The sequence below is a fragment of the Micromonospora mirobrigensis genome, from assembly GCF_900091555.1.
Lineage (GTDB): Bacteria > Actinomycetota > Actinomycetes > Mycobacteriales > Micromonosporaceae > Micromonospora > Micromonospora mirobrigensis.
The window spans coordinates 1-22,313 of sequence record NZ_FMCX01000008.1; the positions used below are offsets into that span (position 1 = coordinate 1).

Below are 22,313 nucleotides of genomic sequence, written 5' to 3' on the forward strand. Positions count from 1 at the left end.
AGCCAGGTCGGTCTGGACCAGCACCAGGTCCGCCGTTGGGACTCCTGGCACCGGTTCACCACCCTGGCCCTGGCCGCCCTCGCCGTCCTGGCGATCTGCGCCGCCGACATTGCCGACCAGGACCACGCCGATAACGGCCTGATCAAGCTCACCGTCAACGAGATCCGCCGACTGATCAACGCCTGCATCATCCACCCGATCAGCGACCTCGCCCACCGTTTGCACTGGTCAGGCTGGCGACGCCGGCATCAAGCCCGAGCCCGCCGAGCCCACTACACACGCCGCCTCAACCTCGAACTCCAGCCATGATCCCGAACGGCGGCTGCCGTACTAGTCCCGCCCGACCGGCCCCGCCGGGTGGGCTCAGCGCGCCGCGGCGGCCGGCTCAGAGCACCGGGGTGGCGTCGGTGAGCAGCCGGTCGATCTCCACCAGCACCTCCGCCCGACCCGGGTGCACCGGGTCGATCAGCGGCTCGCCCCGCCGGTCCAGCGCGCCCCACCGGCCGCCGCCGTCGGCCACCAGGAACGCCACCGGGTGGATCAGCAGCGCCGGCCAGACCGGCTCCACCAGCACCCGGCCGGTCCGGTCGACCACGCCCCGGCGGCCGTCCGACTCGACCACGGCCAGCCCCTCCTCGGTGAAGCCGTCCACGGGCCGACCGTCGGCGAGCGCGGTGACGAACCCCTGGTGCCGGGTCGGCACGACCATCCGGCCGGCCCGGTCGACCGCGCCCCAGCCACCCCGCCGCACCGCCGCCACCCCACCGGAGAACGGGCGTACGTCGGAGAAGCCGGGCGGGATCTGCACGATGTTTGTCGGGTCCACGGCCATCCAGTTGCCGGTGCCGTCCATGGACACCCAGGCCAGCCCCTGGGAGAACGGACCGACCGCCCGGTAGCCGTTGTTCGACTCGATGCGTACCGCCCCGGTCTCGTCGATCAGCGCCCAGCGGGTGGCCTCCGGGCGACGTACCCAGGCCAGGCCCTCGTGGAAGGGCTGCGCCTCGGCGTACTCGCCGGCGATCACCAGCTCGCCGTCGGCGTCGGCGTACCCCCACCGCTCCCGCTGCCCGTCGAAGGCCGGCACCGGGTAGCGGGAGCTGCGCAGGATCTCGTCCCGGTCCCGCGGGAACGGCCCGAAGCCCTCTGCGGTGATCCGGTCGCGGACCGCGTCCAGCCCCACCCGGACCCGGGCGACCAGCTCCGGATCGGCGTCGTGACCGAGGTCGAGGGCCCGCTCGAAGTGGTCGCACGCCTCGATGAACCGTCCCTGGTCGTAGGCGCAGCGGGCGGCGTGCTCGTGCAGGGCGGCGCGCAGCCGACCGGGCAGCTCGGGCGAGTTCGCCTCGACGTACAGGCGGTCGGCCTCGGCGTACTCGCCCCGCCAGCGCAGCACCTGGGCCAGCCGCGCGCGGGCCAGCGCGGTCCGCCGCAACTCGCCGGTGATCTCCGCGTACGTGAGGGCCAGCCGGCCGTCGGCCAGCGCGTCGTCCAGGTTGCCGAGGATCCGCGACACCACCGCCCGAAGGCTGAGCAGCCGGGCCCGCGACGGGTTGTCCAGGGCGGCGCCCAGTTTGGCGGTGAGCCGGTCACGGACCGTACGCAGCAGCTCGGGGTCGCCGGGCTCCTCCCGCAGGGTCCGCGGGTCGAGGCGGAACCGGAGGCCGGCGAGCACCTGCTCGGGGTCCTGCTGCCGGACGTCGGGTCGAGGCTCGTCGGGTCGACGCGGTTCGGGGGCGGGGTGCGTACCGCCGGACGGGCGCCGCTCCACCGCCGGCGCCTCGTCGGCCACGGGCTGCGCCGCGGGGCGGGGATCGCCGGGCGAGCCGGTGCGGAGCGGGTCGGCCGCGGCGTCGTCCGGGTCCGTCGACGGGCGGTCGGCCACGGGCGTCGTATCCACCGACGGCACGATCTCCGGCGCCGGACCCGCGGTGGCCTCGGCCGGGTGGTCCTCGGGGTCCGTGGCGGGCGCGACCGGCGCGGGTCGGCCTGCCGTCGCGGACGGTACGTCGGCCGGCTCGGCGGCGCCTTCGGCGGTCCGTACGGCCGGCCGGGCGTCGCTGCTCGGAGTCGGGTCTGCGGCCGGGTCGGCGGCCGGGCCGTCCGTGCGCGGTACGGCCGGCCGGGGTTCGTCGCCGCCCGCCGGGGCGCTGTCGTCGCCGGGCCGGTCCGAGCCGGCCGGCTCTCCGCCGGTGCCGGTTCGAGGGTCGGCCGGGGGCCCGCCGACGGCCGGGGTGGCCTTGCCGGGCGCTGCGCCGGTTGCGTCGTCGGACGCTGTGGCGGTCGCGCCGTCGGTGCCGGCCGGGTCGGGCCTGGGCGCGTCGGCCGTGGTGGAGACCGGGGCGGCCTGCGGAGCGGAGTCCGCGACGGACGGCGCCGGAACCGGCGGGGTCGACGTCGGGGCGGTGGGCGTCGGGCGGCGTGGTCGGAACCAGGCCCCGGCGTCGTCGTCCTCGGCGGGCGTCGAGGGCCGGGCCGCCGGAGCCTCGGCCGCCGGTTGCGGCGTGGTCGTGGCGGTGTCCACGGCCACCGGGACCGGTCCTGGTGTCGTCGTGGCGGGTCCGGGTGTCGTCGTGGCGCTGCCGGCCGGTGCCGCGACGGGACCGGGTGTGCCGATGACGGGGGCTGCCGGGTCCGGGCCGGGTGCGGTGGGAGAGTCGGCCGGCTCGTCCGACGGCCCGGTACGAGGGGCGTCCTCCATGGTCGCGGCGGACGACGCCGGCTCGGTGAGGTCGCTCGCGGGCTGCGCAGGAGCCGGGGCACCGACACCGTCGGCGACCCGGGCGACGGCGGGAGCGTCGTGCCCCGCCGAGGAGAACGGCACGTCCGCCGGCTCCGACCCGGCCGTCGCCCGGTCGGCCGTGGACGGCCCGGTGACCGGCTGCGGATCCGCCGACGGCTCGACGGGTGAACCGGTCGATCGGTCGGGACGGGTCGCCGGTGGCGGCGTCGTCGGACGCTGCGACGGGTCGAGGCGTGGCGACACACCCGCGTACGGCGACGCTCCCGCGTACGGTGCCTGTCCCGGGTACGGCACGTCGTCCACGGCGGCCGCTGGTTCGAGCTGCGGTGACGGGTCGGGGGCGGCCGGTGGGCCGGAGACCGGTACGACCGGCGCGGCGGGGGACACCGGCGTCGGCGCGGCGGCCGGACCGGCCGGCGGAACCGGTGCCGCCGGCCGCGGCTCGTCGGGTGCGGACCCCTCTCGGGGAGCGGGCGCGGACGTCCTGTCGGCGCCGGCCGCTGCCGGCACGTCGGTCGGCACGGGCTCGACCGTCGGGTCGGAGGTGACCGTCGGGTCGGGGTCGGCCGGTGCCGGTGCCGGGGCGTCGGCCGGCGCGGGCGTGGCCGCTTCCGCCTCCGGGCCGGTCTGCGGAGCGGCCTGGTCGGATCGGTCGTCGTCGCGTGGTCCCGGACCGGGGGCAGGCAGGAACTCGACCCGCATTCGGGCCGCGGGCGGCCCCTGGTCCGCCGGCGGCGTCCCGCCCACCAGCGGCTGGGCGGAGGGGTCGCCGACCCGGCCGGCCGGCCGCTGCGGTGCGTCCCCCGCCGAGTTCGGCCTGCCCGAGACGGGCACACCGGGCCCGGGTCCGCCGGACACCGGAGCGCCGGAGACAGGGGCGCCGGACACCGGAACACCGGACACGGGCGCACCGGACACGGGCACGCCGGACACCGGGGCGCCGGACGTCGGGACACCCGACACCGGGGCGCCCGAGATGGGGAACGGGGGAGCGGAGGCGGGGCGCACCGGGGGAACGTCGGCACGGTGCTCGACCCGGGAGCGACCGTCTGCACCCTGGGGGCCAGGCACCGGCGGTTGCCCGCCCGGGTGGACCGGCCCACGTGGATCGACTCCGGTCCGCTGGTCGAGGCGAGGCTGACCGTCGAACCCGGGCCGTTCCACCCGTCGGTCCGGCTGGTGCGTCTCCGGCCGGACATCCTCGGTGCGCCGCAGCTCGGTCCGTCGCTCCTCGGCCCGACGCTCGTCGGGAAGCCGCTCCTCGATCCGACGCTCGTCGGGAAGCCGCTGTTCGGGCCGACGGTCGTCGGGATGCCGCTGCTCGACCCGACGCTCGTCGGGACGTCGCTGCTCCGGACGTCGCTCCTCGGCCCAGCGCTCGTCGGGGCGCCGCTCGTCCGACCGGGGGCGGCTCGGCCCCGCGACGGGGTGCTGCGCCGCCGGCGGGTAGCCGGCCGCGCGCTCGTCGGGCCGGGACCGGGGGTGCTCAGGTTCGGGGCGCGGCCGGGCGCCGGTCTGGTCGGTCCGGTACCGGCCGCGCTCGTCGGCGGGCCGGTCCACCGGCCGGGTGTCCGGGGCGTACCCCGGGCGGTCCACCGGTGGCCGGCCACCCGGCGTGAGCGGTGTCCGCCCGTCGGTGGGGCGCAGCTCCGGAGTGGGGCCGTGACGTTCGTCGACCCGCCGCCCGTCGGGCGTGCGGCGGGTGCCGTCCGGCGGGGCCTCGGGTCCGGTGCGGGCGTGCTGCCGCCCGGGGACCGGCCACTCGCCGGGCCGGCGCGGTCCGGGCGCGCCACGGTCCTCGGTGCGGGGCTGCCCCGCGCCGGGGCGCCCGCCGTCGTCGTAGGGGCGTCCAGGGCGGATCGGGCCCGGCTCGGGCCAGCGCAGCCCACCGTCGCGGTCTGGGGCGGGACGGCCGTCGGCCGCCCGGTACGGCTCCGAGCGCCCACTCGCCGCCCGGGGCTGCGGCCGGTCCCACCCGTCGGCCCGGCCGTCCGGGCCGTACTCCGTCAGTGTCGGCCGCTGCGGCGCCCCGCCGGGACCGCGCCCGCCGGGCTCCCCGCCCGCCCGGCCGCGTCCCTCGACGTCTCGGTCGGGCCGACCGTCGGTCGGGCGCCGGTCGGGGGCCGGCTGGTCGTGGGTACGCGGGTGTCGGGCCGCCTCCTCCGGCTCGGGCAGCCAGCCCGGCTCGCCCCGGAGCGGCCCGGCGGCTGCCGGGTGGCCGGCGGCCTCGGGACGCGCCCAGCGCCCGGCGGCCGGCCGGTCCCGGCGGGGGTCGGGTTCCCGGTCGCCGTGCCAGCCGGCCGGCCGGTCCCGGTCGACCGTCCACTCCGGTCCGTGCTGCTCGGGCCGGGCGTGGTCGGCGCGCCGGCCGGTGGACTGGTCCGCCGGGTGCGGCGGTGCGGGGTGGGCGGCACGCCGGTCCGCCCAGCCGCGTCGCCCGTCCGGTTCGCCTCGCGGGTCGGTCCGGTCCCGTCGGCCGTCGAGGGTGGACCGGCCGTCCCCGGGTCCGCGGTGGTCCGCCGCCGGGTGTGGCGGCTCGACGGGACGCGCCGCCCGGCGTTCGTCCCAGCTGCGCCGCCCGTCCGGGGCGCCGCGACGGTCGTCGGTCACCGGCCCGCCGGGGTACGCGTCACCGGTCGCGGGGCTGACCGGCTGCACCTCGGCCCGGCCGACGACGGCGCGGGCCCGGGCGGTCGCCGGGGGCGTGGAGCGGGCGCCGATGTCGCCCGGGTAGCGCTGCCCGGGGAACTGCGGCTGCCACTCGTGGGTCGGCTCCTCCGCCCAGGACGGGCCGCCCAGGTCGCGCCAGCGGTCGTAGCCGTTCATCGGGAGACCTCGCCGACTGGTGTGGCGGTCGGTCCCGGTCGCCGGCTCACGACCGAACCCGTAGCCGGCTCGCGTCGCTTGCTCACGGCGGTGTCACCTCGTTGGAAATTGTCGCGCCCGGCGCCGGAACCGGCGGTAGAGTCGCACGTTCCGGCCGGGTCTGGCTGCGGATGGAGGGTAACGGCGTGGGTTCCTTCACCGCCACTGTGGCGCGACCCACGGGCACAAACGTTATCCTAAGGATTCGGACATTTAGCGCAATAGTCGGTTCGGGCTTTCGTCGGCACGCCACCTACCGGCAGGCGGCGGTCGCCGGAGTCGTCACCAACACGGTCTTCGGCTTCCTGCGCTGCTACGTCCTCCTCGCCGCCGTCGGCGCCGCCGGCACCGTCGCCGGGTACGACCGGGCCCAGCTGGCCACCTTCGTCTGGGTCGGTCAGGGCCTGCTGGCGGTGATCCTGCTCTGGGGTTGGACCGAGCTCGCCGACCGAATCCGTACCGGCGAGATCGCCGCCGACCTGCTCCGCCCGATCCACCCGGTGACCAGCTACCTTGCCACCGACCTGGGCCGGGCCGGCTGGGCGGCGTTCTCCCGGCTGCTGCCTCCGGTGCTGGTCGGACCGCTCTTCTTCGACGTCTACCTGCCGCAGCGGGCGGCCACCGGGCCGCTCTTCGTGTTCTCCGTGCTGGTCGCCGTGCTGCTCTGCTTCGGCTGCCGCTACCTGGTCAACGCCACCGCGTACTGGTTGTACGACGTGCGGGGCGCCATGATCCTCTGGACCCTCTGCTCCGGCGTGCTCGCCGGACTCTACTTCCCGCTGCGCTTCCTGCCCGACGGGCTGCTGCGTCCACTCTGGCTGATCACCCCGTTCCCCAGCCTGTTCCAGACCCCGCTGGACGTGCTGGTCGAGCGGGACCCGCCGGCCACCCAGCTCGAACTGGTCGGGTTGCAGGTCGGTTGGGCCGTGGCGATCCTGCTGCTCTGCCGGCTGGTGCAGCGGCGGGCCGAGCGCCGGATGGTCGTGCAGGGTGGCTGAGCCGCTGTCCGCCGCCCGGCCGGGCGTGCGGGGCGCGCTGGCCGCGTACCGGGCGCTGCTGAGGGCGCAGGCCCGGTCGCAGACGGCGTACCGGACCTCGTTCGTGGTGGACCTGGTGGGCAACGTGGGCGCCACGGTCTTCGACGTGGTCACCGTGCTGGTGATCTTCGGGGTCACCCGGGAGCTGGGCGGCTTCACCCTGCGGGAGACGCTGGTGATCGTCGGCCTGTCCTCCTCGGCGTTCGCCGTCGCCGACCTGCTGGTCGGCAACATCGAACGGCTGCCCCGCTACGTGCGCACCGGGCTGTTCGACGCGGTGCTGGTCCGCCCGCTGGGCGCGCTGCCCCAGCTGCTGCTGATGGATCTGCCGCTGCGCAAGGTGTCCCGGGCGCTCTTCGGGCTGGCGGTGCTGGTCTTCGCGGTCGGCACGGCCGGGATCGACTGGACGCCGGCCCGGCTGGCGCTGGTGGTGGCCGCCCCGCTGGCCGCGGTGGTGTTCTTCGGCTCGGTCTTCGTGGCCACCGCCACCGTCTCGTTCTACTGGATCGACTCGGGGGAGCTGGCCAGCTCGGTCACCTACGGCGGGCGCGACTTCACCTCGTACCCGGTCACCGTCTACGGCGGGTGGTTCCGCGCGATCTTCGCGTACGGGATGGGGTTCGCCTTCGTCAGTTACCACCCGGCGCTGGCCCTGCTCGGCCGGGCCGACCCGCTCGGCCTGCCGGCCTGGGCCGGCTGGGCCGCGCCCGGCGTGGCGCTGGTCGCCGCCGCCGGCGCGGCCGCGGCGTGGCGCGCCGGGATCCGTCACTACCGGAGTACGGGGTCATGAGCGTGATCGAGATGGCCGGACTGCGCAAGGAGTTCACGGTCCGGGTGAAGGCCGGCCGGCTGCGCCGGACGAAGCGGACCGTGACCGCCGTGGACGGGATCGACCTGCGGGTCCAGCGGGGCGAGATGCTCGGCTACATCGGCCCCAACGGCGCGGGCAAGTCCACCACCCTCAAGATGCTGACCGGGGTGCTCACCCCGTCGGCGGGGGAGGTACGCGTCTGCGGGCTGCGCCCGGTGCCGGACCGGACCCGGCTGGCGCTGCGGATCGGGGTGGTCTTCGGGCAGCGCTCGCAGCTCTGGTGGGACCTGCCGCTGCGGGACTCGTTCGACCTGCTCCGGCACGTCTACCGGGTGCCGGCGGCCGAGCACGCCGCCCGGCTGCGCCGCTGCCGCGACCTGCTCGACCTCGACGGCTTCCTGGACGTCCCGGTCCGGCAGCTCTCGCTCGGCCAGCGGATGCGCGGCGAGCTCACCGCCGCCCTGCTGCACGGTCCCGAGGTGCTCTTCCTCGACGAGCCGACCATCGGGTTGGACGTGGTCAGCAGGCAGGCCGTCCGGGACTTCCTCGCCGAGCTGGGCCGCGCCGGCGACACCACCCTGGTGCTCACCACCCACGACCTGGCCGACATCGAGCGGCTCTGCCACCGGCTGGTGGTGATCGACCACGGCCGGGTGGTGCACGACGGCACGATCGCCGAGCTGCACCGCCGGTACGGCTCCCGCCGGCTGGTCGTCGCCGAGCTGGACGCCGCCCTGGCCGAGGCGCCGGCGCCGCCCGGCGCGCCGCTGGTCGGCGTGGAGGCCGACGGTCGCCGCCTGGTGTACGCCCTGGAGTCCGCCGGGGTGGCCGAGGTGGTGTCGGCGCTGGCCGGCCTGGCCGCCCTGCGGGACATCTCGATCGAGGAGCCGCGGATCGAGGACGTGGTCACCCGGCTGTACCGAGCCCCGGTCCCCGAAGCCCGAGCCGGCGGCTGAGCGCCCGGGCTCGGCGGCTGAGCCGACACGGACCGGACCCGGCCCCCGCCCGCGGTGCGGGCAGGGGCCGGTGGAGCCGAACGAGTCAGATCTTGTCGCCGATGGCGACCTGCGGCGCGGGCGCGCGCATCCGGCGGAAGGTGATCGACCGCATGATCGCGTACAGGTAGAGCGAACCCATCCGCTCGCCGCTGCGCGGGAACCGCTCCCGGACCAGCCCGCCGATCTTGCGGCAGATCAGGATCGAGTCGACCACCAGGCCGAGCGCCAGCGCGCCCCAGACGATGTTGGAGACGAGCCGGACGATCGGCGGCATCGCCTGGTTGGAACCGACCAGCACGATCAGCGCGCCGCCGAAGAACCAGGTGCCCACCGTACGCCGGGAGTCGACGACGTCCCGAGCCAGCCGGCGCTCCGGGCCGCGGTCGCGCGGTCCGCCCTCGCGCCGGAACTCGGCGGCGGCCTCGGCGCGGGCCTTGCGGCGCTGCTCCCGGGCCTCCTCCTTGGTCAGCGGCCGGGCCGGGGCGGTCGGGCGCCGGCCGGCGCCCGGGCGCTTCGGCGTCTCCCGGCCCTTGGCGGGGGTGTAGCCCCGGGTACGGGCGGCGGACACCTCGTCGGTGGTCACCGGGGTGACGGGTTCCTCGACGAGGTCGGCTGACTTGCGGCGAAACAGCGACGGCACGCCGGCAAGGGTAGCCAACCAGCCGTGCCCGGTGCACATCGCGGGTGCACCGGCGACGGCTCCAGGTCGACGCGCGGCGTGAGACCGGCCCTCATTCGGGCCGGAGTGCCGCCTGGCGGCGCGGAGGCCGAATTATGGCCGCCAGCCGAGCTGGAGCCGTCGTAGCGCAGGAAAGACGCGGTGATGTTACGGACGCTCGACGTGCGCGCCGAGGTCGGCGAGCTTCTTCTCGAAGTCCTCGTAGCCCCGGTTGATCAGGTCGACGCCGTACACCCGGGAGGTGCCCTCGGCGGCCAGCGCGGCGATCAGGTGGCTGAAACCGGCCCGCAGGTCCGGGATGACCAGGTCGGCCGCGTGCAGCTTGCTCGGGCCGGCGATCACCGCGGAGTGCTTGAAGTCGCGGCGGCCGAACCGGCACGGGGTGCCGCCGAGGCAGTCCCGGTAGACCTGGATGTTGGCGCCCATCGTGTTCAGCGCCTCGGTGTAGCCCAGCCGCTGCTCGTAGACCGTCTCGTGGACGATGGACAGGCCGCGGGCCTGGGTCAGCGCCACCACCAGGGGCTGCTGCCAGTCGGTCATGAAACCGGGGTGCACGTCGGTCTCCAGCGCGACCGCGTTCAGCTCGCCGCCCGGGTGCCAGAACCGGATGCCGCCCTCCTGGCCCGGGTCGCCCAGCTTCGGCGCGCGGGCGTCGGTGACCTCGTACGCGCCGCCGATCGACCGGAAGATGTTCAGGAAGGTCATCATGTCGACCTGCTGCGCGCCGAGCACCTCGACGTGACCGCGGGTGGCCAGCGCGGCGGCCGCCCAGCTCGCCGCCTCGATCCGGTCCGGGATGGGCCGGTGGGTGTAGCCGCTGAGCCGGGGCACGCCCTGGATCTCGATGACCCGGTCGGTGTGCACGGTGATGATCGCGCCCATCTTCTGCAGGATGCAGATCAGGTCGATGATCTCCGGCTCGACGGCGGCGTTGCGCAGCTCGGTGACGCCCTTGGCCATCACGGCGGTCAGCAGCACCTGCTCGGTGGCGCCCACGCTCGGGTACGGCAGGGAGAACTTGGTGCCGTGCAGGCCGTTGGGCGCGGTCAGGTGCAGACCCTCGGGGGTCTTCTCGACGACCGCGCCGAACTCGCGCAGCGCCTGCATGTGGAAGTCGATCGGACGCGGGCCGATGTGGCAGCCGCCGAGGTCCGGGATGAACGCGTGGCCCAGGCGGTGCAGCAGCGGGCCGCAGAACAGGATCGGGATCCGGCTGGAACCCGCGTGCACGTTGATCTGGTCGGTGCTGGCGCTCTCGACGTTCGCCGGGTCGAAGACCAGCTCGCCGTCCTCGTCGCCGTCGGTCACCTTGACCCCGTGCAGGCCGAGCAGGCCCCGGACCACCTCGACGTCGCGGATGCTCGGTACGTCGAACAGCCGGCTGGGGCTGTCGCCCAGCAGGGCCGCCACCATCGCCTTGGAGACCAGGTTCTTCGCGCCGCGAACGCGGATCCGCCCTTCGAGCGGGGTACCTCCGTGTACGACAAGTACGTCGTCGGTCAACGCAACCTCCAGCGCGTCGGGTGGTGCCGGGTGAGGGGTGGGCCCGCGATCTGTATCGCTACCCGGAATGCGGCCAGGTGAAAACGGCCCGCGTGTGTCGTCGCCTGAGGCAGCATAGCCCTCGGTGACGAGAATGGACCCGGTCACATCACCCGGACGGCCTTAATTGGGGTGTCCGGTACGTTTCCGTGTCAGCTCGTCACCGAGGGTGATCAGCGTGCGGTGGGCGGCGGGGTGTCCGCGCCAGGCAGGGCGAGCATCTGGTCCAGGGCCACCCGGGCGTGGTGCGCGGTGTCCGGGTCCACCGTGATCTGGTTGACCACCCGGCCGGCGACCAGCTCCTCCAGCGCCCAGACCAGGTGCGGCAGGTCGATCCGGTTCATCGTCGAGCAGTAGCAGACGGCCTTGTCCAGGAACATGATCTGCTTGTCCGGGTGGGCCAGGGCCAGCCGGCGGACCAGGTTCAGTTCGGTGCCGACCGCCCAGGCCGAGCCGGCCGGGGCCGCCTCGATGGCCTTGATGATGTATTCGGTGGAGCCGACGAGGTCGGCGGCGGTGACCACCTCGTGCCGGCACTCCGGGTGGACCAGCACGTTCACCCCCGGCACCCGCTCCCGGACGTCGTTGACGCTGTCCAGGGTGAAGCGGCCGTGCACCGAGCAGTGCCCGCGCCACAGGATCATCTTGGCGTCGCGCAGCTGCTCCGCGGTGAGCCCACCGTTGGGCTTGTGCGGGTCCCAGAGCACGCAGTCGTCCAGCGAGAAGCCCATCTCCAGCACCGCCGTGTTGCGGCCCAGGTGCTGGTCGGGGAAGAAGAACACCTTGGAGCCCTGCTCGTACGCCCACTCCAGAGCCCGCCGGGCGTTCGACGAGGTGCAGACCACCCCGCCGTTGCGCCCCACGAAGCCCTTGATGTCGGCGGAGGAGTTCATGTACGTCACCGGCACGGTGTCGCCCGCGATGCCCAGCTCGGTCAGCACGTCCCAGGCGGTCTCGACCTGGGACAGCACCGCCATGTCGGCCATCGAGCAGCCGGCCGCCAGGTCCGGCAGGATCACCTTCTGCGCGTCGGAGGTGAGGATGTCGGCGCTCTCCGCCATGAAGTGCACGCCGCAGAAGACGATGTACTCCGCGTCCGGGCGGGCCGCCGCCTCCCGGGCCAGCTTGAACGAGTCGCCGGTCACGTCGGCGAACTGGATCACCTCGTCGCGCTGGTAGTGGTGACCCAGCACGAAGACCTTCGTGCCGAGCGCGGCCTTGGCCGCCGCAGCCCGGGCCACCAGGTCCGGATCGCTCGGCGCCGGCAGGTCACCCGGACACTCCACGCCACGCTCGGTGGCGGGATCGCTGCCACGGCCGAGGAGCAGCAGCGCGGTGGCGGTGTTGGAGGGCTCAACCCAGGTCGAAGTCACGCCCCCATGGTCCCACAGCGCCGCCGCCGCGCAGCCGTCCCCGGTGTGGGCTGCCACACTGCTCGGCATGCGCGTGCTGCTCTGCCCGGACAAGTTCGCCGGCACCCTGGACGCCCCGGCGGTGGCCACCGCGGTGGCCCGCGGGTGGCGGGAGGTGGCCCCCGCCGACGACCTGCTCGTCCGGCCGCTGGCCGACGGGGGACCGGGCTTCGTCGCCGTGCTCGCCGACGCCCTCGGTGGGCGCCGGCTGCCGGTGCCCACCGTCGACCCGCTCGGCCGGCCGGTCACCGGTGAGATCCTGGTCACCGACGACGGCACCGCCTACCTGGAGAGCGCCCAGGCCTGCGGCCTGCACCTGCTCACCGCCGCCGAACGCGACCCGAGGGCCACCACCTCGTACGGGCTGGGCGCCCTGGTCACCGCCGCGGTGGAGGCGGGCGCCCGGACGGTGGTGATCGGGCTGGGCGGCTCGGCCACCAACGACGGCGGCGCCGGCCTGTTCACCGCGCTCGGGGCCACCCCGCTCGACGCGGCCGGCACGGCCCTGCCGTACGGCGGGGCGGCGCTGGCCGCGGTCGCCGCGCTGGACGGCGCGCCCCGGCTGCGCGACGCCCGGCTGGTCGCCGCCACCGACGTCGACAACCCGCTGCTCGGCCTGCACGGCGCCAGCAACGTCTACGGCCCGCAGAAGGGCGCCGACCGGGCCGACGTGCTGCTGCTCGACGCCGCGCTGGAGCGCTGGGCCGCCGTCCTGGAACGCGACCTGCCGGGCTGCCCGCCGGGGCTGGGCGCGTTGCCCGGCGGCGGCGCCGCCGGCGGCCTCGGCGCGGCGATCCTCGCCCTCGGCGGCCGCTGCGAGTCGGGGATCGGCCTGGTCACCCGGGCCATCGGGCTGGAGGCCGCGCTGGACACCTGCGACCTGGTGGTCACCGGCGAGGGCTCCTTCGACCACCAGTCGCTGCGCGGCAAGGTGGTCGCCGGGGTGGCCGGGGCGGCCCGGGACCGGGGGGTGCCCTGCGTGGTGCTCGCCGGGCGGGTCAGCACCGGCCGGCGGGAGGCCGCCGCCGCCGGCGTGACCGACGCGTACAGCCTGGTGGAGCACTTCGGCGGGGAGGAGAACGGCGGGGTCGAGGCGGCGATGGGCCGCCCCGCCGAGGGGCTGCGCGCGCTCGGCGCCCGGCTGGCCCGGCAGTGGAGCCGCTGAGCGCCGCGACTGCACGCCACCGGAGGTGACCTCGGCCGGTGCGGCGTACGATCGGATCTGGACCACACCGGGAATCACCGGCCGACGCGCTACGTTGGCCGTGACGTCCGGACCCATACCGCGCAGGGAGATTTCCACGTGACCACGCCAGCGCAGACCGAGTCGACCGAGGCCCAGGCCCCTACGTCCATCGTCCTCACCGACGTCGCGGCGGAGAAGGTCAAGGCCCTGATCGAGCAGGAGGGCCGCGACGACCTGCGGCTCCGGGTCGCGGTGCAGCCGGGCGGCTGCTCCGGCCTGCGGTACCAGCTCTTCTTCGACGAGCGTTCGCTCGACGGTGACGTCGTCAGCGACTTCGGCGGCGTCGAGGTGGTCGTCGACCGGATGAGCGCGCCCTACCTGGCCGGCGCGACGATCGACTTCGCCGACCGGATCGACGCCCAGGGCTTCACCATCGACAACCCGAACGCCGGCAACTCCTGCGCCTGCGGCGACTCGTTCAGCTGAGTCCCGCCGGCCGGGCCCGGGCCGAGCGGTCCGGCGCGCCGAGCTGACCCGACGGCGGATCGCCCCACCAGGGGCGGTCCGCCGTTTGTCGTACCCGCGCGGGTGTCCGTACGGCGACGTCCGGATGTGCGTCCGGCGACCGGTTCTCCACCGACCGGTGACCGTCGTCCCGGTCCGACCGGTAGGCTGACCGCGCCGTGCTCCCGACCACGAGGGTTGACATGAAGATCGCCGTGACCGGCTCGATCGCGACCGACCACCTGATGAGCTTCCCCGGTCGCTTCGCCGACCAGCTCATCGCCGACCAGCTGGACAAGGTCTCGCTCTCCTTCCTGGTCGACGAACTGGTCCTCCGGCGCGGCGGCACCGCCGCCAACATCGCCTTCGGCATGGCCCAGCTGGGGCTGCGCCCGGTGCTGCTCGGCGCGGTCGGCGCGGACTTCGCCGACTACCGCTCCTGGCTGGAGCGGCACGGCGTCGACTGCGACTCGGTGCACGTCAGCGAGGTGGCGCACACCGCCCGCTTCGTCTGCACCACCGACACCGACATGTGCCAGATCGCCTCCTTCTACGCCGGCGCGATGAGCGAGGCCCGCAACATCGAGCTGGCCCCCGTCGCCCAGCGGCTGGGTGGGCTGGACCTGGTGCTGGTCAGCGCCAACGACCCGGCCGCGATGGTCCGGCACTCGGCCGAGTGCCGGGAGCGGGGCTACCCGTTCGTCGCCGACCCGTCGCAGCAGCTCGCCCGGATGGACGGCGCCGACGTGCTCGGCCTGGTCGACGGCGCGGAATACCTGATGACCAACGAGTACGAGAAGTCGCTGCTGCTGAGCAAGGCCGGACTCACCGACGAGCAGCTGCTCGACCGGGTGAAGGTGCGGGTCACCACGCTGGGCAAGCAGGGCGTGGAGATCGTCGGGCGGGAGATCGGCACCATCCACGTTCCGATCGCCCGGGAGATCCAGGCCGTCGACCCCACCGGCGTCGGCGACGGCTTCCGGGCCGGCTTCTTCGCCGCGCTCAACTGGGGCGTCGGCCTGGAGCGGGCCGCCCAGGTCGGCTGCCTGCTCGCCACCCTCGTGCTGGAGAACTTCGGCGGCCAGGAGTACGAGGTGCGCCCCGACCTGTTCGTCAAGCGCCTCGCCGAGTCGTACGGCGACGCCGCCGCCGAGGACGTGCGGCCGCACCTGCTGCCGTGACCGGGTCGCCGGCCGACGTGAGCGCCGCCCCCACCGGGGGCGGGCCGCTGCTGGTGGCCTTCGCCGGCCTGCCCGGCGTGGGCAAGAGCACCCTCGCCGCCCGGGTCGGCGCGGCGCTGTCCGCGCCGGTGCTGCCGGTGGACCCGGTCGAGCGGGCGATGGCCCGCTACGGCCTGGTCGGTGACGTGCCGGGGATGGCCGCGTACGGCGCCGTCGCCGGGCTGGCCGAGGTGCAGTTGGGGCTCGGGCTGAGCGTCGTGGTGGACGCGGTCAACCCGGTGGCCAGCGCCCGCGGGCTCTGGCACGACCTGGCCGAGCGGGCCGGGGTGCCGCTGCGGGTGGTCGAGGTGCACTGCGGCGACGAGACGGAGCACCGCCGCCGGGTCGAGGCCCGACAGCCGGACGAGCACTACCCGACCTGGGAGCAGACCCTGGTCCGCCGGGCCGGGTACGAGCCCTATGTCGGTCCGCGCCTGGTCGTGGACACCGCGGTCGACACCGACCCCCTCCCCGGCATCCTCGCCTACCTCCGCTGACCCCGTCCGCCGCGCTGCCGGCGACGGTGGGCGGCATCTTCCGGGAAAGTGCTGCCTCCGCGCGTCCGGTGACGGCACCTTCCCCGAACTTGCGCGGGCGGGGGAGGCGTCAGCTGGTGCGGCGGACGTCGTAGGCGTCCGGGTGCGCCGCCACGAACTCCTGGCCGCGCATCCGGCACCACGCCGGGATGTCCACCGCAGCGGCCGGGTCGTCGGCGAGCACCCGCACCACCGCGCCGACCGGCAGCTCCGGCAGCCGCCGGGCCAGGTTGATCACCGGCAGCGGGCAGCGCTGACCCCGGCAGTCGAGCACCTCGTCCGGCACCGGCCCGCCGGCGCGGTCCGCTCCGCTCACAGGCCCGTCACCCCCGCCTCGGCCCGCAGGTCGGCGACGATCCCCGGCAGCTCGGCCAGGAACCGCTCCACGTCCGCCTCGGTGGTCTCCCGGTGCAGCGACACCCGCACGTTGCCGTGCGAGAGGACCCCCATCGCCTCCAGCACGTGCGACGGGCGCAACGTCGACGAGGTGCACGACGAGCCGGAGGAGACCGCGAAGCCGCGCCGGTCCAACGCGTGCAGCAGCGCCTCCCCGTCGACGTACAGGCAGGAGAAGGTGACCAGGTGCGGCAGCCGGTCCACCGGGTCGCCGACCACCTCCACGTCCGGCACCTCGGCGGCCACCCGGGCCCGGATCCGGTCCACCAGCGGCGCCAGCCGGGCCGCCTCCGCCGCCGCGTCGGCCACCGCCGCGCGCAGGCTCGCCGCCGCCGCCACCGCCGCCGGCAGGTTCACCACCCCGGGGGTACGCCCCGACTCCCGCTCGTCGGCCGGCCACGGCGACTCCCACCGGGTGCCCTTGCGGACCACCAGCAACCCCACGCCGGGCGGCCCGCCCCACTTGTGCGCGCTGGCCGTCAGCACCGACCACCCCGCCGGCAGCGGCACCCGGCCGACCAGCTGCGCGGCGTCCACGTGCAGCGGCACGCCCGCGTCGGCGCAGGCGGCGGCCGCCGCCGGCACCGGTTGCACGGTGCCCACCTCGTGACTGGCGCCGATCAGCGTGGCGAACGCCACCCCGGGGGCGGCCACCGCAGCCGCCCAGGCGGCCAGGTCCAGCCCGCCCAGCCGGTCCACCGGCACCGACACCGCCGTGCCGCCGCGCGCCTCGTGCCACTGCGCGGCGTGCAGCACCGCCGAGTGCTCGATCGCCGAGTGCACCAGCGTGCCGCCGACCCGCCGCCGACCGGTCAACCCGCCGAGCACCGCCGAGTGCGCCGCCGCCGTACCGCTGGGGGTGAAGGAGAGCTCGTCCGCGCGTACGCCGATGGCCTGCGCGGCGGCCTCGCGCGCGGCGTCCAGGAGCTGGCGGGCCCGGCGGGCCTGGCCGTAGAGGCGGGCCGGGTCCGCCCAGCCGTCGTCGAGGGCGGCCAGCAGCGCCTGCCGGGCCACCGGATGCATCGGCGCGGCGGTGGCCGCGTCGAGGTAGACCGGGGAAGGGCTCACAGGTCCCCACGCTAGCCCGTCGTTATGCCCAAGATCCCACCGATGGGGGCGGACAGTGACCCCAAGGCGGTTGAGCCCGTCATGGTCGAGTAATCTGCGACCGTCGGTGACGCCTTTGCCGTGGTGTCGAGGGAAAGCCACCATCACGGCGCGCTAGGGAGGCAGGACCAGGTGGTCGCAAGGAGTTCGGAGGTACGGCCGTCGGCCGTACGGCACAGCGCGCGTCGGGGACGGGGTGCCGGTCGACTCGCCGGGCTCGGTCTCGGTGGTGCGGCGCTGCTGGTCCTGCTGACCGGCTGTGACGTCGGCAAGACGTTCGGTGGCTTCGGCTGGCCGCAGGGCGGCATCTCGCCCGAGTCGCACCGCATGTACGACCTGTGGATCGCCTCCTGCATCGCGGCGCTCGCCGTCGGCGTGTTCGTGTGGGGCCTGATCTTCTGGTGCGTGGTGCGCTACCGCAAGCGCGGCAACGAGCTGCCGGTGCAGACCCGGTACAACCTGCCGATGGAGTTCCTCTACACGATCGCCCCGATCCTGATCGTGTCGGTGCTCTTCTACTACACCGCCATCGTGCAGACGGACGTGGACAAGACCACGAAGAACCCGGACGTCACCGTCGAGGTCGTCGCGTTCAAGTGGAACTGGCAGTTCAACTACCGCGACGGGCAGGGCCGCGAGGCCAACACCGTGGCGTCGGTGCTCGGCACCAGCGAGGTCATCCCGATCCTGGTGCTGCCGACCGACCGGTCGATCCGGTTCGAGGAGCAGAGCCGCGACGTCATTCACTCGTTCTGGGTGCCGGAGCTGCTGTTCAAGCGGGACGTCATGCCGGGCAGCATCCGCAACGTCTTCGAGGTCTCCAAGCTCGACCAGGAGGGCGCGTACGTCGGCCGCTGCGCCGAGCTGTGCGGCAGCTACCACGCCTTCATGAACTTCGAGCTGCGGGTCGTCTCCCCGGAGAAGTACGACCAGTTCCTCGCCGCCAAGAAGTCGGGCAAGTCGACGCAGGAGGCCCTCGAGTCGATCGGCGAGAAGCCGTACGCCGAGACCACCAAGCCGTTCGACACGCGGCGCAACACGGCCAACTTCAACCCCGACTCGGCCTCGGCCGGCGCGAGCAAGTGAGGAGGCGGGCATGAAGACCGAGTGGCGTATCTTCCTGGTGATCGCGGGATTCCTGCTCTTCGCGACCGTCCTGTACGGCGCCTGGACCGCCGGTGAGTCCGGCCGCGTCGAGTGGGTCGGCACGGTCGCGCTCCTGCTGTCGTTCCTGCTCTGCTCGATGTGCGGCGGCTTCTTCTGGTTCGTCTCCCGCCGCATCGACCTGCGCCCCGAGGACCGGGCCGACGGCGAGATCGCCGACGGCGCGGGCGAGATCGGGTTCTTCAGCCCGGGCAGCTACTGGCCCTTCGGGCTGGCGCTGGCCGCCGCGATCGCCGGCCTCGGCCTGGTGTTCTGGCAGTTCTGGCTGCTGGGCCTCGGCCTGGTGGCGGTCGTGTTCGGCGCCTGCGGCCTGCTCTTCGAGTACTACACCGGCACCCGGCGCACCGCGGAGCACTGACTCCGCCGCAATCCGCGCGAAGGGCCCGCCTCCCTCGGGAGGCGGGCCCTTCGTCGTTCCCCACCCCCGGGATGCGACCTGTCGGGCGCGCGGTGCGACCTGTCGGGTCGGGCTGTGGGCCTGCCGCTGAAGGACGCCCGGTTGCGGCGGCTCGTGGTGTTCGCGGCCCGCTGTGGGGTGCGGTGCGCGACAGGTCGTGCTCCCGGGGTCTTGCCCGCGCTGTGCGGTGATCAAGGAGTTCGGGTCATGTTCGATCTCCACGCCGACGCGAACTCCCTGATCATGCACAGGGGCGGGAGTGGAGGCGGGGCGAGCGGCCTCTGCTGTGCGGGTTCGGGGCGAGCGTGGGGCTGGCCGCCCCGCTCGTCGGCGGCCGGGGGCCGTGATCCGCGCGATCCCGGATGCCGGCCTCCGGGGCGTGCGCGCCTGACGGGCACTCGATCCTGGTTGTAGTGGCCTCGCATCCGCCGGGACGCCACTACAACCAGGTTCCAGCACGATGTTGCGGGTGCGGGTGCGGGTGCGGCTTCCGTTCACCGGTGCGGCCGGGGACCGAACGGCCGGGTGGCGGTTCAGGCGGCCCGGCGGTGTGGGGCGGGCCGCCGTGCCGGGCGACGGTCGGCCAGGCGGGGCGCGGGGAAGGCGAACGTGGCGATCAGCACGGCGGTGCCGCAGCCGGTGCAGACCAGCTCGGGACAGTCGGCGCCGTGGCCGTCGACGCAGGGCGGCACCTCGAACGTCTGAACGCCCTCGCAGTTGTCGCAGTGCAGTTCGCGGTCCGACACGGGCGTCTCCTCTCGCTGGCGGTCCCGCCCGGAGCCGACCGGCCGATCGAGGACCGGCGGGGCGCCACCGCGTTCGCGGCCGGCGGGAACTACTCGCCTGTAGTTTGGCACGCGGGTCCGACACGATTCCCGACGCCGCCGGTCGGCCCGGCGTCCGCGCAGCTCAGGAGGGCTGGGAAGCCAGGCACCCGGCTCAGAGCGACCGGGCGACCTCGATCCAGCGCTCCAGCGCGGCGGCCGCCGCCCCCGAGTCGACGGACTCCGCCGCCCGCCCCATCCCGGCCCGCAGCGCCTCGGTCAGGTCGCCGTCCAGCGGGCCCTGGGTGGCCAGCGCGACGGCCGCGTTGACCAGCACGGCGTCGCGTACCGGGCCGGTCTCCCCGGCGAGCAGCCGGCGGGCCACGCCGGCGTTGTACGCGGCGTCCCCGCCGCGCAGGTCGGCCAGGGTGGCCCGGGGTACCCCCAGCTCGGTGGCGTCCAGCAGGGCCTCTCTCACGACCCCCTGCTGCGCCGCCCAGAGCCGGGTCGGCGCCGCGGTGCTGAACTCGTCGAGGCCGTCCTCGCCGCGCATCACCACCACGGAGTCGCCGCGGGCGGCGAAGACCGCCGCCATCACGGGCGCCATCCGCAGGTCGAAGCAGCCGACCGCGCCGGCCCGGGGGCGGGCCGGGTTGGTCAGCGGGCCGAGGAAGTTGAAGGCGGTGGGCACGCCGATCTCGCGGCGTACCGGGCCGGCGTGCCGCATGCCGGGGTGGAAACGGGCGGCGAAGCAGAAGCCGATCCCCGCCTCCGCCACGCACCGCGCCACCTGCTCCGGGCCGAGGTCCAGCGGAACGCCGAGGAACTCCAGCAGGTCGGCCGTGCCGCAGAGCGAGGAGGCCGCCCGGTTGCCGTGCTTGACCACGCGTACGCCGGCGCCGGCCACCACCAGCGCGGTCATGGTGGAGATGTTGACGGTGTGGGCGAGGTCACCGCCGGTGCCCACCACGTCCAACGCGGTCTGGCGCAGCTCCTCGGGCAGGCGTACCTCGACCGCGCGACCGAGCATCGCCTCGACCAGGCCGGCCAGTTCGGCCGGCGTCTCGCCCTTGGCCCGCAGCGCGACGGCGAAGGCGGAGACCTGCGCCGGGGTGGCGGCGCCGGTCATGATCTCGTCCATCGCCCAGGCGGTGTCCGCGGTGGAGAGCTCCTCGCCGCGCAGCAGCGCGTTGAGCAGGTGCGGCCAGGTTCGTTCGCCCATGGCGGGCCTCCCGAGCGGGCGTGGATGCGGGTGGGACACCGACGCCACCGGCGACGGTGCCGGTGGCGCGGTGGAGCGGGCGGCGGGCGCCCGCCGGAGCGGATCAGGCCGGCGCGTGCGCGCGCAGCAGACCGGCGACGGTGGTGCCGGTGGTCACCGGGTCGAGCGGGTGGACCAGGGTGGCGTCGACCTGCGCGTACGCGGCGAGCCATCGGTCGGCGGCCCGGGCGATCACCACGCAGGTGGGCGGGGAGTCGTCCCGGTCGTCCTTGATCTGGCGGGCGATCCCGATGCCGCCGCCCGGGCTGGCCTCGCCGTCGAGCAGCAGCAGGTCGATCTCGTAGTCGTCGACCAGTCGGACGCACTCGGCGTAGGCGGACGCCTCGACGAACTCGATCTGAAGCCCGGGCGCGGGCCGGGTGCCGACGGCCATCCGCATCCGGTCACGGACCTGCGGGTCGTCGCTGTAGAGCAGGACGGTGCAAAGACGATCGCTCATGACGGCACTCCGCTTCGCTCCGTGCCGTCCTGAGGCACCATCGCACTGAGCCTGATGATTCGTTCGCTGCGCTCACTCATTGGCTGGCTGGCTCCCACCTCGTAGCTGCCCGCTGATCGTAGCGGTCCGGTGTGACGAGGACGACGCCCGCCCGTCAGGCCGGCTCGGCGGCGCCCGCAGCGGCCGCGGCGGCCCGCTCGCGGGCCTCCTGCCGGTCCAGCTCGCGGTCGAGCCGGCGGGCCTCCCGCTCCGACTGCTTGATCCACTGGACCACCAGCACGGCGAGCATGGTCACACTGACGAACTCACCGCCGGCCCAGAGGACCCCGCCGGCCACCACCTGGTCGTCCCAGGGGTCGGACCAGGTCAGTCCGAGCGACGGGTACCAGTCGCCGCCGAAGAGCGTGGTGCTCTGCATGATCGTCAGCCCGAGCACCGTGTGGAACGGCACCGAGAGCAGCATCAGCAGGGCCCGGCCCGGGTACGGCCAGCGACCCGGCAGCGGGTCCAGGCCGAGCAGCGGCCAGAAGAAGACGCAGCCGGTCGCGATGAAGTGGGCGTGCACCAGCTCGTGCGCCCAGGCGTGCTCCAGGGTGAACCGGTAGAGGTCGGTGAAGTAGAGCACGAACGGGTTGGCCACGAAGATGGCGAACGCCACCAGCGGGAACGTGTAGATCCGGGCCACCCGGCTGTGCACGACCGCCAGCAGCCGCTTGCGCGGTCCGACCGGCAGGGTGCGCAGCGCCAGGGTGACCGGCGCGCCGAGGGCGAGGAAGATCGGCGCGACCATGGAGAGCACCATGTGCTGCACCATGTGCACCGACAGCAGCGTGGTGTCGTACGCGCCCAGCCCGGAGAGGGTGACCGCGGCGATGCCGCCGAGCCCCGGTCCGAGGAAGAACACCGTCCGGGCGACCGGCCAGCGGTCGCCGCGCAGCCGCAGCCGGTGCACCCCGTAGAGGTAGAGCCCGGCGGCCACCACCAGGCCCAGGGCGAGCCAGCTGTCCAGCTCCCACTCGGTGAAGATCCGGGCCACGGTGAACGGCGGCGGCGTGCCGGCGCCCCCGGCGGCGAGCGCGGAGGCCCCGGCCGGTGCCCCGGCCGAGGTGGCGGCGAAGATCGAATCGACGTGCAGCACGCTTTTCAGGCTAGGCCAGGCGAACCGGACCGCCACGATCGGGCCGGGTATCGCACGGGTTTGCCACCCCGCTGATCGCCCGCGCCGGTCAAG

Annotated in this window: 19 protein-coding genes and 1 pseudogene; 10 read left to right on the forward strand and 10 right to left on the reverse strand. The window is 74.8% G+C overall.

All coding sequences use genetic code 11. From position 1 onward, the window contains the following. A pseudogene (locus tag GA0070564_RS29480) lies at nt 1-309 on the forward strand (IS701 family transposase); the annotation flags it as partial. A gap of 76 nt (nt 310-385) precedes the next feature. Here GA0070564_RS29480 and GA0070564_RS29995 read toward each other — a convergent pair. Further along, entirely contained in the window at nt 386-5,569 is a 5,184-nt protein-coding gene (locus tag GA0070564_RS29995; protein ID WP_245670182.1) for a WG repeat-containing protein, read from the reverse strand. Between the two features lie 185 nt (nt 5,570-5,754). Here GA0070564_RS29995 and GA0070564_RS23425 point away from each other — a divergent pair, with 185 nt between their 5' ends. From GA0070564_RS23425 to GA0070564_RS23435, 3 genes are read left to right on the forward strand one after another with little or no spacing between them, the layout of a single operon-like run. Next, nucleotides 5,755-6,606 carry an ABC transporter permease gene (locus GA0070564_RS23425; protein WP_091613580.1) on the forward strand — a complete coding sequence of 284 codons (852 nt, stop codon included), beginning with the start codon at nt 5,755-5,757 and terminating at the stop codon, nt 6,604-6,606. Next, nucleotides 6,599-7,435 (forward strand): ABC transporter permease, encoded by an 837-nt coding sequence (locus tag GA0070564_RS23430; protein ID WP_245670183.1) that lies wholly within the window; start codon nt 6,599-6,601, stop codon nt 7,433-7,435. Before GA0070564_RS23425 ends, GA0070564_RS23430 begins: the two co-directional genes overlap by 8 nt. Then, nucleotides 7,432-8,412 (forward strand): ABC transporter ATP-binding protein, encoded by a 981-nt coding sequence (locus GA0070564_RS23435; protein WP_091612883.1) that lies wholly within the window; start codon nt 7,432-7,434, stop codon nt 8,410-8,412. Before GA0070564_RS23430 ends, GA0070564_RS23435 begins: the two co-directional genes overlap by 4 nt. Before the next feature lie 85 nt (nt 8,413-8,497). On the opposite strand, the gene GA0070564_RS23440 is transcribed toward GA0070564_RS23435, so the two are convergent. The 3 genes from GA0070564_RS23440 to nadA all read right to left on the reverse strand — a co-directional run bounded on the left by GA0070564_RS23440 (nt 8,498) and on the right by nadA (nt 12,048). Next, nucleotides 8,498-9,094 carry a DUF3043 domain-containing protein gene (locus GA0070564_RS23440; RefSeq protein WP_245670184.1) on the reverse strand — a complete coding sequence of 199 codons (597 nt, stop codon included), beginning with the start codon at nt 9,092-9,094 and terminating at the stop codon, nt 8,498-8,500. A 186-nt stretch (nt 9,095-9,280) separates the two neighbouring features. Continuing rightward, nucleotides 9,281-10,636, reverse strand: a complete 1,356-nt coding sequence (murA, locus tag GA0070564_RS23445) for a UDP-N-acetylglucosamine 1-carboxyvinyltransferase (protein ID WP_091612891.1) — start codon at nt 10,634-10,636, stop codon at nt 9,281-9,283. A gap of 212 nt (nt 10,637-10,848) precedes the next feature. Further along, nucleotides 10,849-12,048, reverse strand: a complete 1,200-nt coding sequence (nadA, locus tag GA0070564_RS23450; protein WP_091613586.1) for a quinolinate synthase NadA — start codon at nt 12,046-12,048, stop codon at nt 10,849-10,851. A 67-nt stretch (nt 12,049-12,115) separates the two neighbouring features. Between nadA and GA0070564_RS23455 the strand changes: the two genes are divergently transcribed. The 4 genes from GA0070564_RS23455 (at nt 12,116) to GA0070564_RS23470 (ending at nt 15,494) form a co-directional block, all read left to right on the forward strand. Then, nucleotides 12,116-13,252, forward strand: a complete 1,137-nt coding sequence (locus GA0070564_RS23455) for a glycerate kinase family protein (protein ID WP_091613590.1) — start codon at nt 12,116-12,118, stop codon at nt 13,250-13,252. Between the two features lie 138 nt (nt 13,253-13,390). Next, nucleotides 13,391-13,759 carry an iron-sulfur cluster insertion protein ErpA gene (gene erpA, locus GA0070564_RS23460; RefSeq protein WP_088972440.1) on the forward strand — a complete coding sequence of 123 codons (369 nt, stop codon included), beginning with the start codon at nt 13,391-13,393 and terminating at the stop codon, nt 13,757-13,759. 221 nt (nt 13,760-13,980) lie between these two features. After that, on the forward strand, nt 13,981-14,958 hold the full coding sequence (locus tag GA0070564_RS23465) for a carbohydrate kinase family protein (RefSeq protein ID WP_091612894.1): 978 nt from the start codon (nt 13,981-13,983) through the stop codon (nt 14,956-14,958). After that, nucleotides 14,955-15,494, forward strand: a complete 540-nt coding sequence (locus GA0070564_RS23470) for a P-loop nucleotide/nucleoside kinase family protein (protein ID WP_091612897.1) — start codon at nt 14,955-14,957, stop codon at nt 15,492-15,494. The genes GA0070564_RS23465 and GA0070564_RS23470 overlap by 4 nt, the downstream gene beginning before the upstream one ends. A gap of 109 nt (nt 15,495-15,603) precedes the next feature. On the opposite strand, the gene GA0070564_RS23475 is transcribed toward GA0070564_RS23470, so the two are convergent. Together GA0070564_RS23475 and GA0070564_RS23480 are read right to left on the reverse strand one after the other, a co-directional pair. Beyond that, on the reverse strand, nt 15,604-15,819 hold the full coding sequence (locus GA0070564_RS23475; protein WP_091613595.1) for a sulfurtransferase TusA family protein: 216 nt from the start codon (nt 15,817-15,819) through the stop codon (nt 15,604-15,606). Between the two features lie 26 nt (nt 15,820-15,845). Then, nucleotides 15,846-16,997, reverse strand: coding sequence for a cysteine desulfurase family protein (locus GA0070564_RS23480; protein WP_091612901.1), 1,152 nt, complete (start codon nt 16,995-16,997; stop codon nt 15,846-15,848). Between the two features lie 171 nt (nt 16,998-17,168). On the opposite strand from GA0070564_RS23480, the gene ctaC reads away from it, so the two are divergent. After that, complete coding sequence (ctaC, locus tag GA0070564_RS23485) at nt 17,169-18,122, forward strand: aa3-type cytochrome oxidase subunit II (RefSeq protein ID WP_091612905.1); 954 nt, start codon at nt 17,169-17,171, stop codon at nt 18,120-18,122. A 10-nt stretch (nt 18,123-18,132) separates the two neighbouring features. Then, complete coding sequence (locus GA0070564_RS23490) at nt 18,133-18,558, forward strand: cytochrome c oxidase subunit 4 (RefSeq protein ID WP_091612908.1); 426 nt, start codon at nt 18,133-18,135, stop codon at nt 18,556-18,558. A 572-nt stretch (nt 18,559-19,130) separates the two neighbouring features. Here the strand turns inward: GA0070564_RS23490 and GA0070564_RS23495 are convergent. The 4 genes from GA0070564_RS23495 to GA0070564_RS23510 form a co-directional block, all read right to left on the reverse strand. Then, nucleotides 19,131-19,343 carry a hypothetical protein gene (locus tag GA0070564_RS23495; RefSeq protein WP_091612911.1) on the reverse strand — a complete coding sequence of 71 codons (213 nt, stop codon included), beginning with the start codon at nt 19,341-19,343 and terminating at the stop codon, nt 19,131-19,133. 193 nt (nt 19,344-19,536) lie between these two features. Next, on the reverse strand, nt 19,537-20,583 hold the full coding sequence (trpD, locus tag GA0070564_RS23500) for an anthranilate phosphoribosyltransferase (RefSeq protein WP_091612915.1): 1,047 nt from the start codon (nt 20,581-20,583) through the stop codon (nt 19,537-19,539). Nucleotides 20,584-20,686: 103 nt separating this feature from the next. After that, entirely contained in the window at nt 20,687-21,082 is a 396-nt protein-coding gene (locus tag GA0070564_RS23505; protein WP_091612919.1) for a helix-turn-helix domain-containing protein, read from the reverse strand. Between the two features lie 154 nt (nt 21,083-21,236). Beyond that, complete coding sequence (locus tag GA0070564_RS23510) at nt 21,237-22,220, reverse strand: cytochrome c oxidase assembly protein (RefSeq protein ID WP_091612924.1); 984 nt, start codon at nt 22,218-22,220, stop codon at nt 21,237-21,239. Nucleotides 22,221-22,313 lie beyond the last annotated feature (93 nt).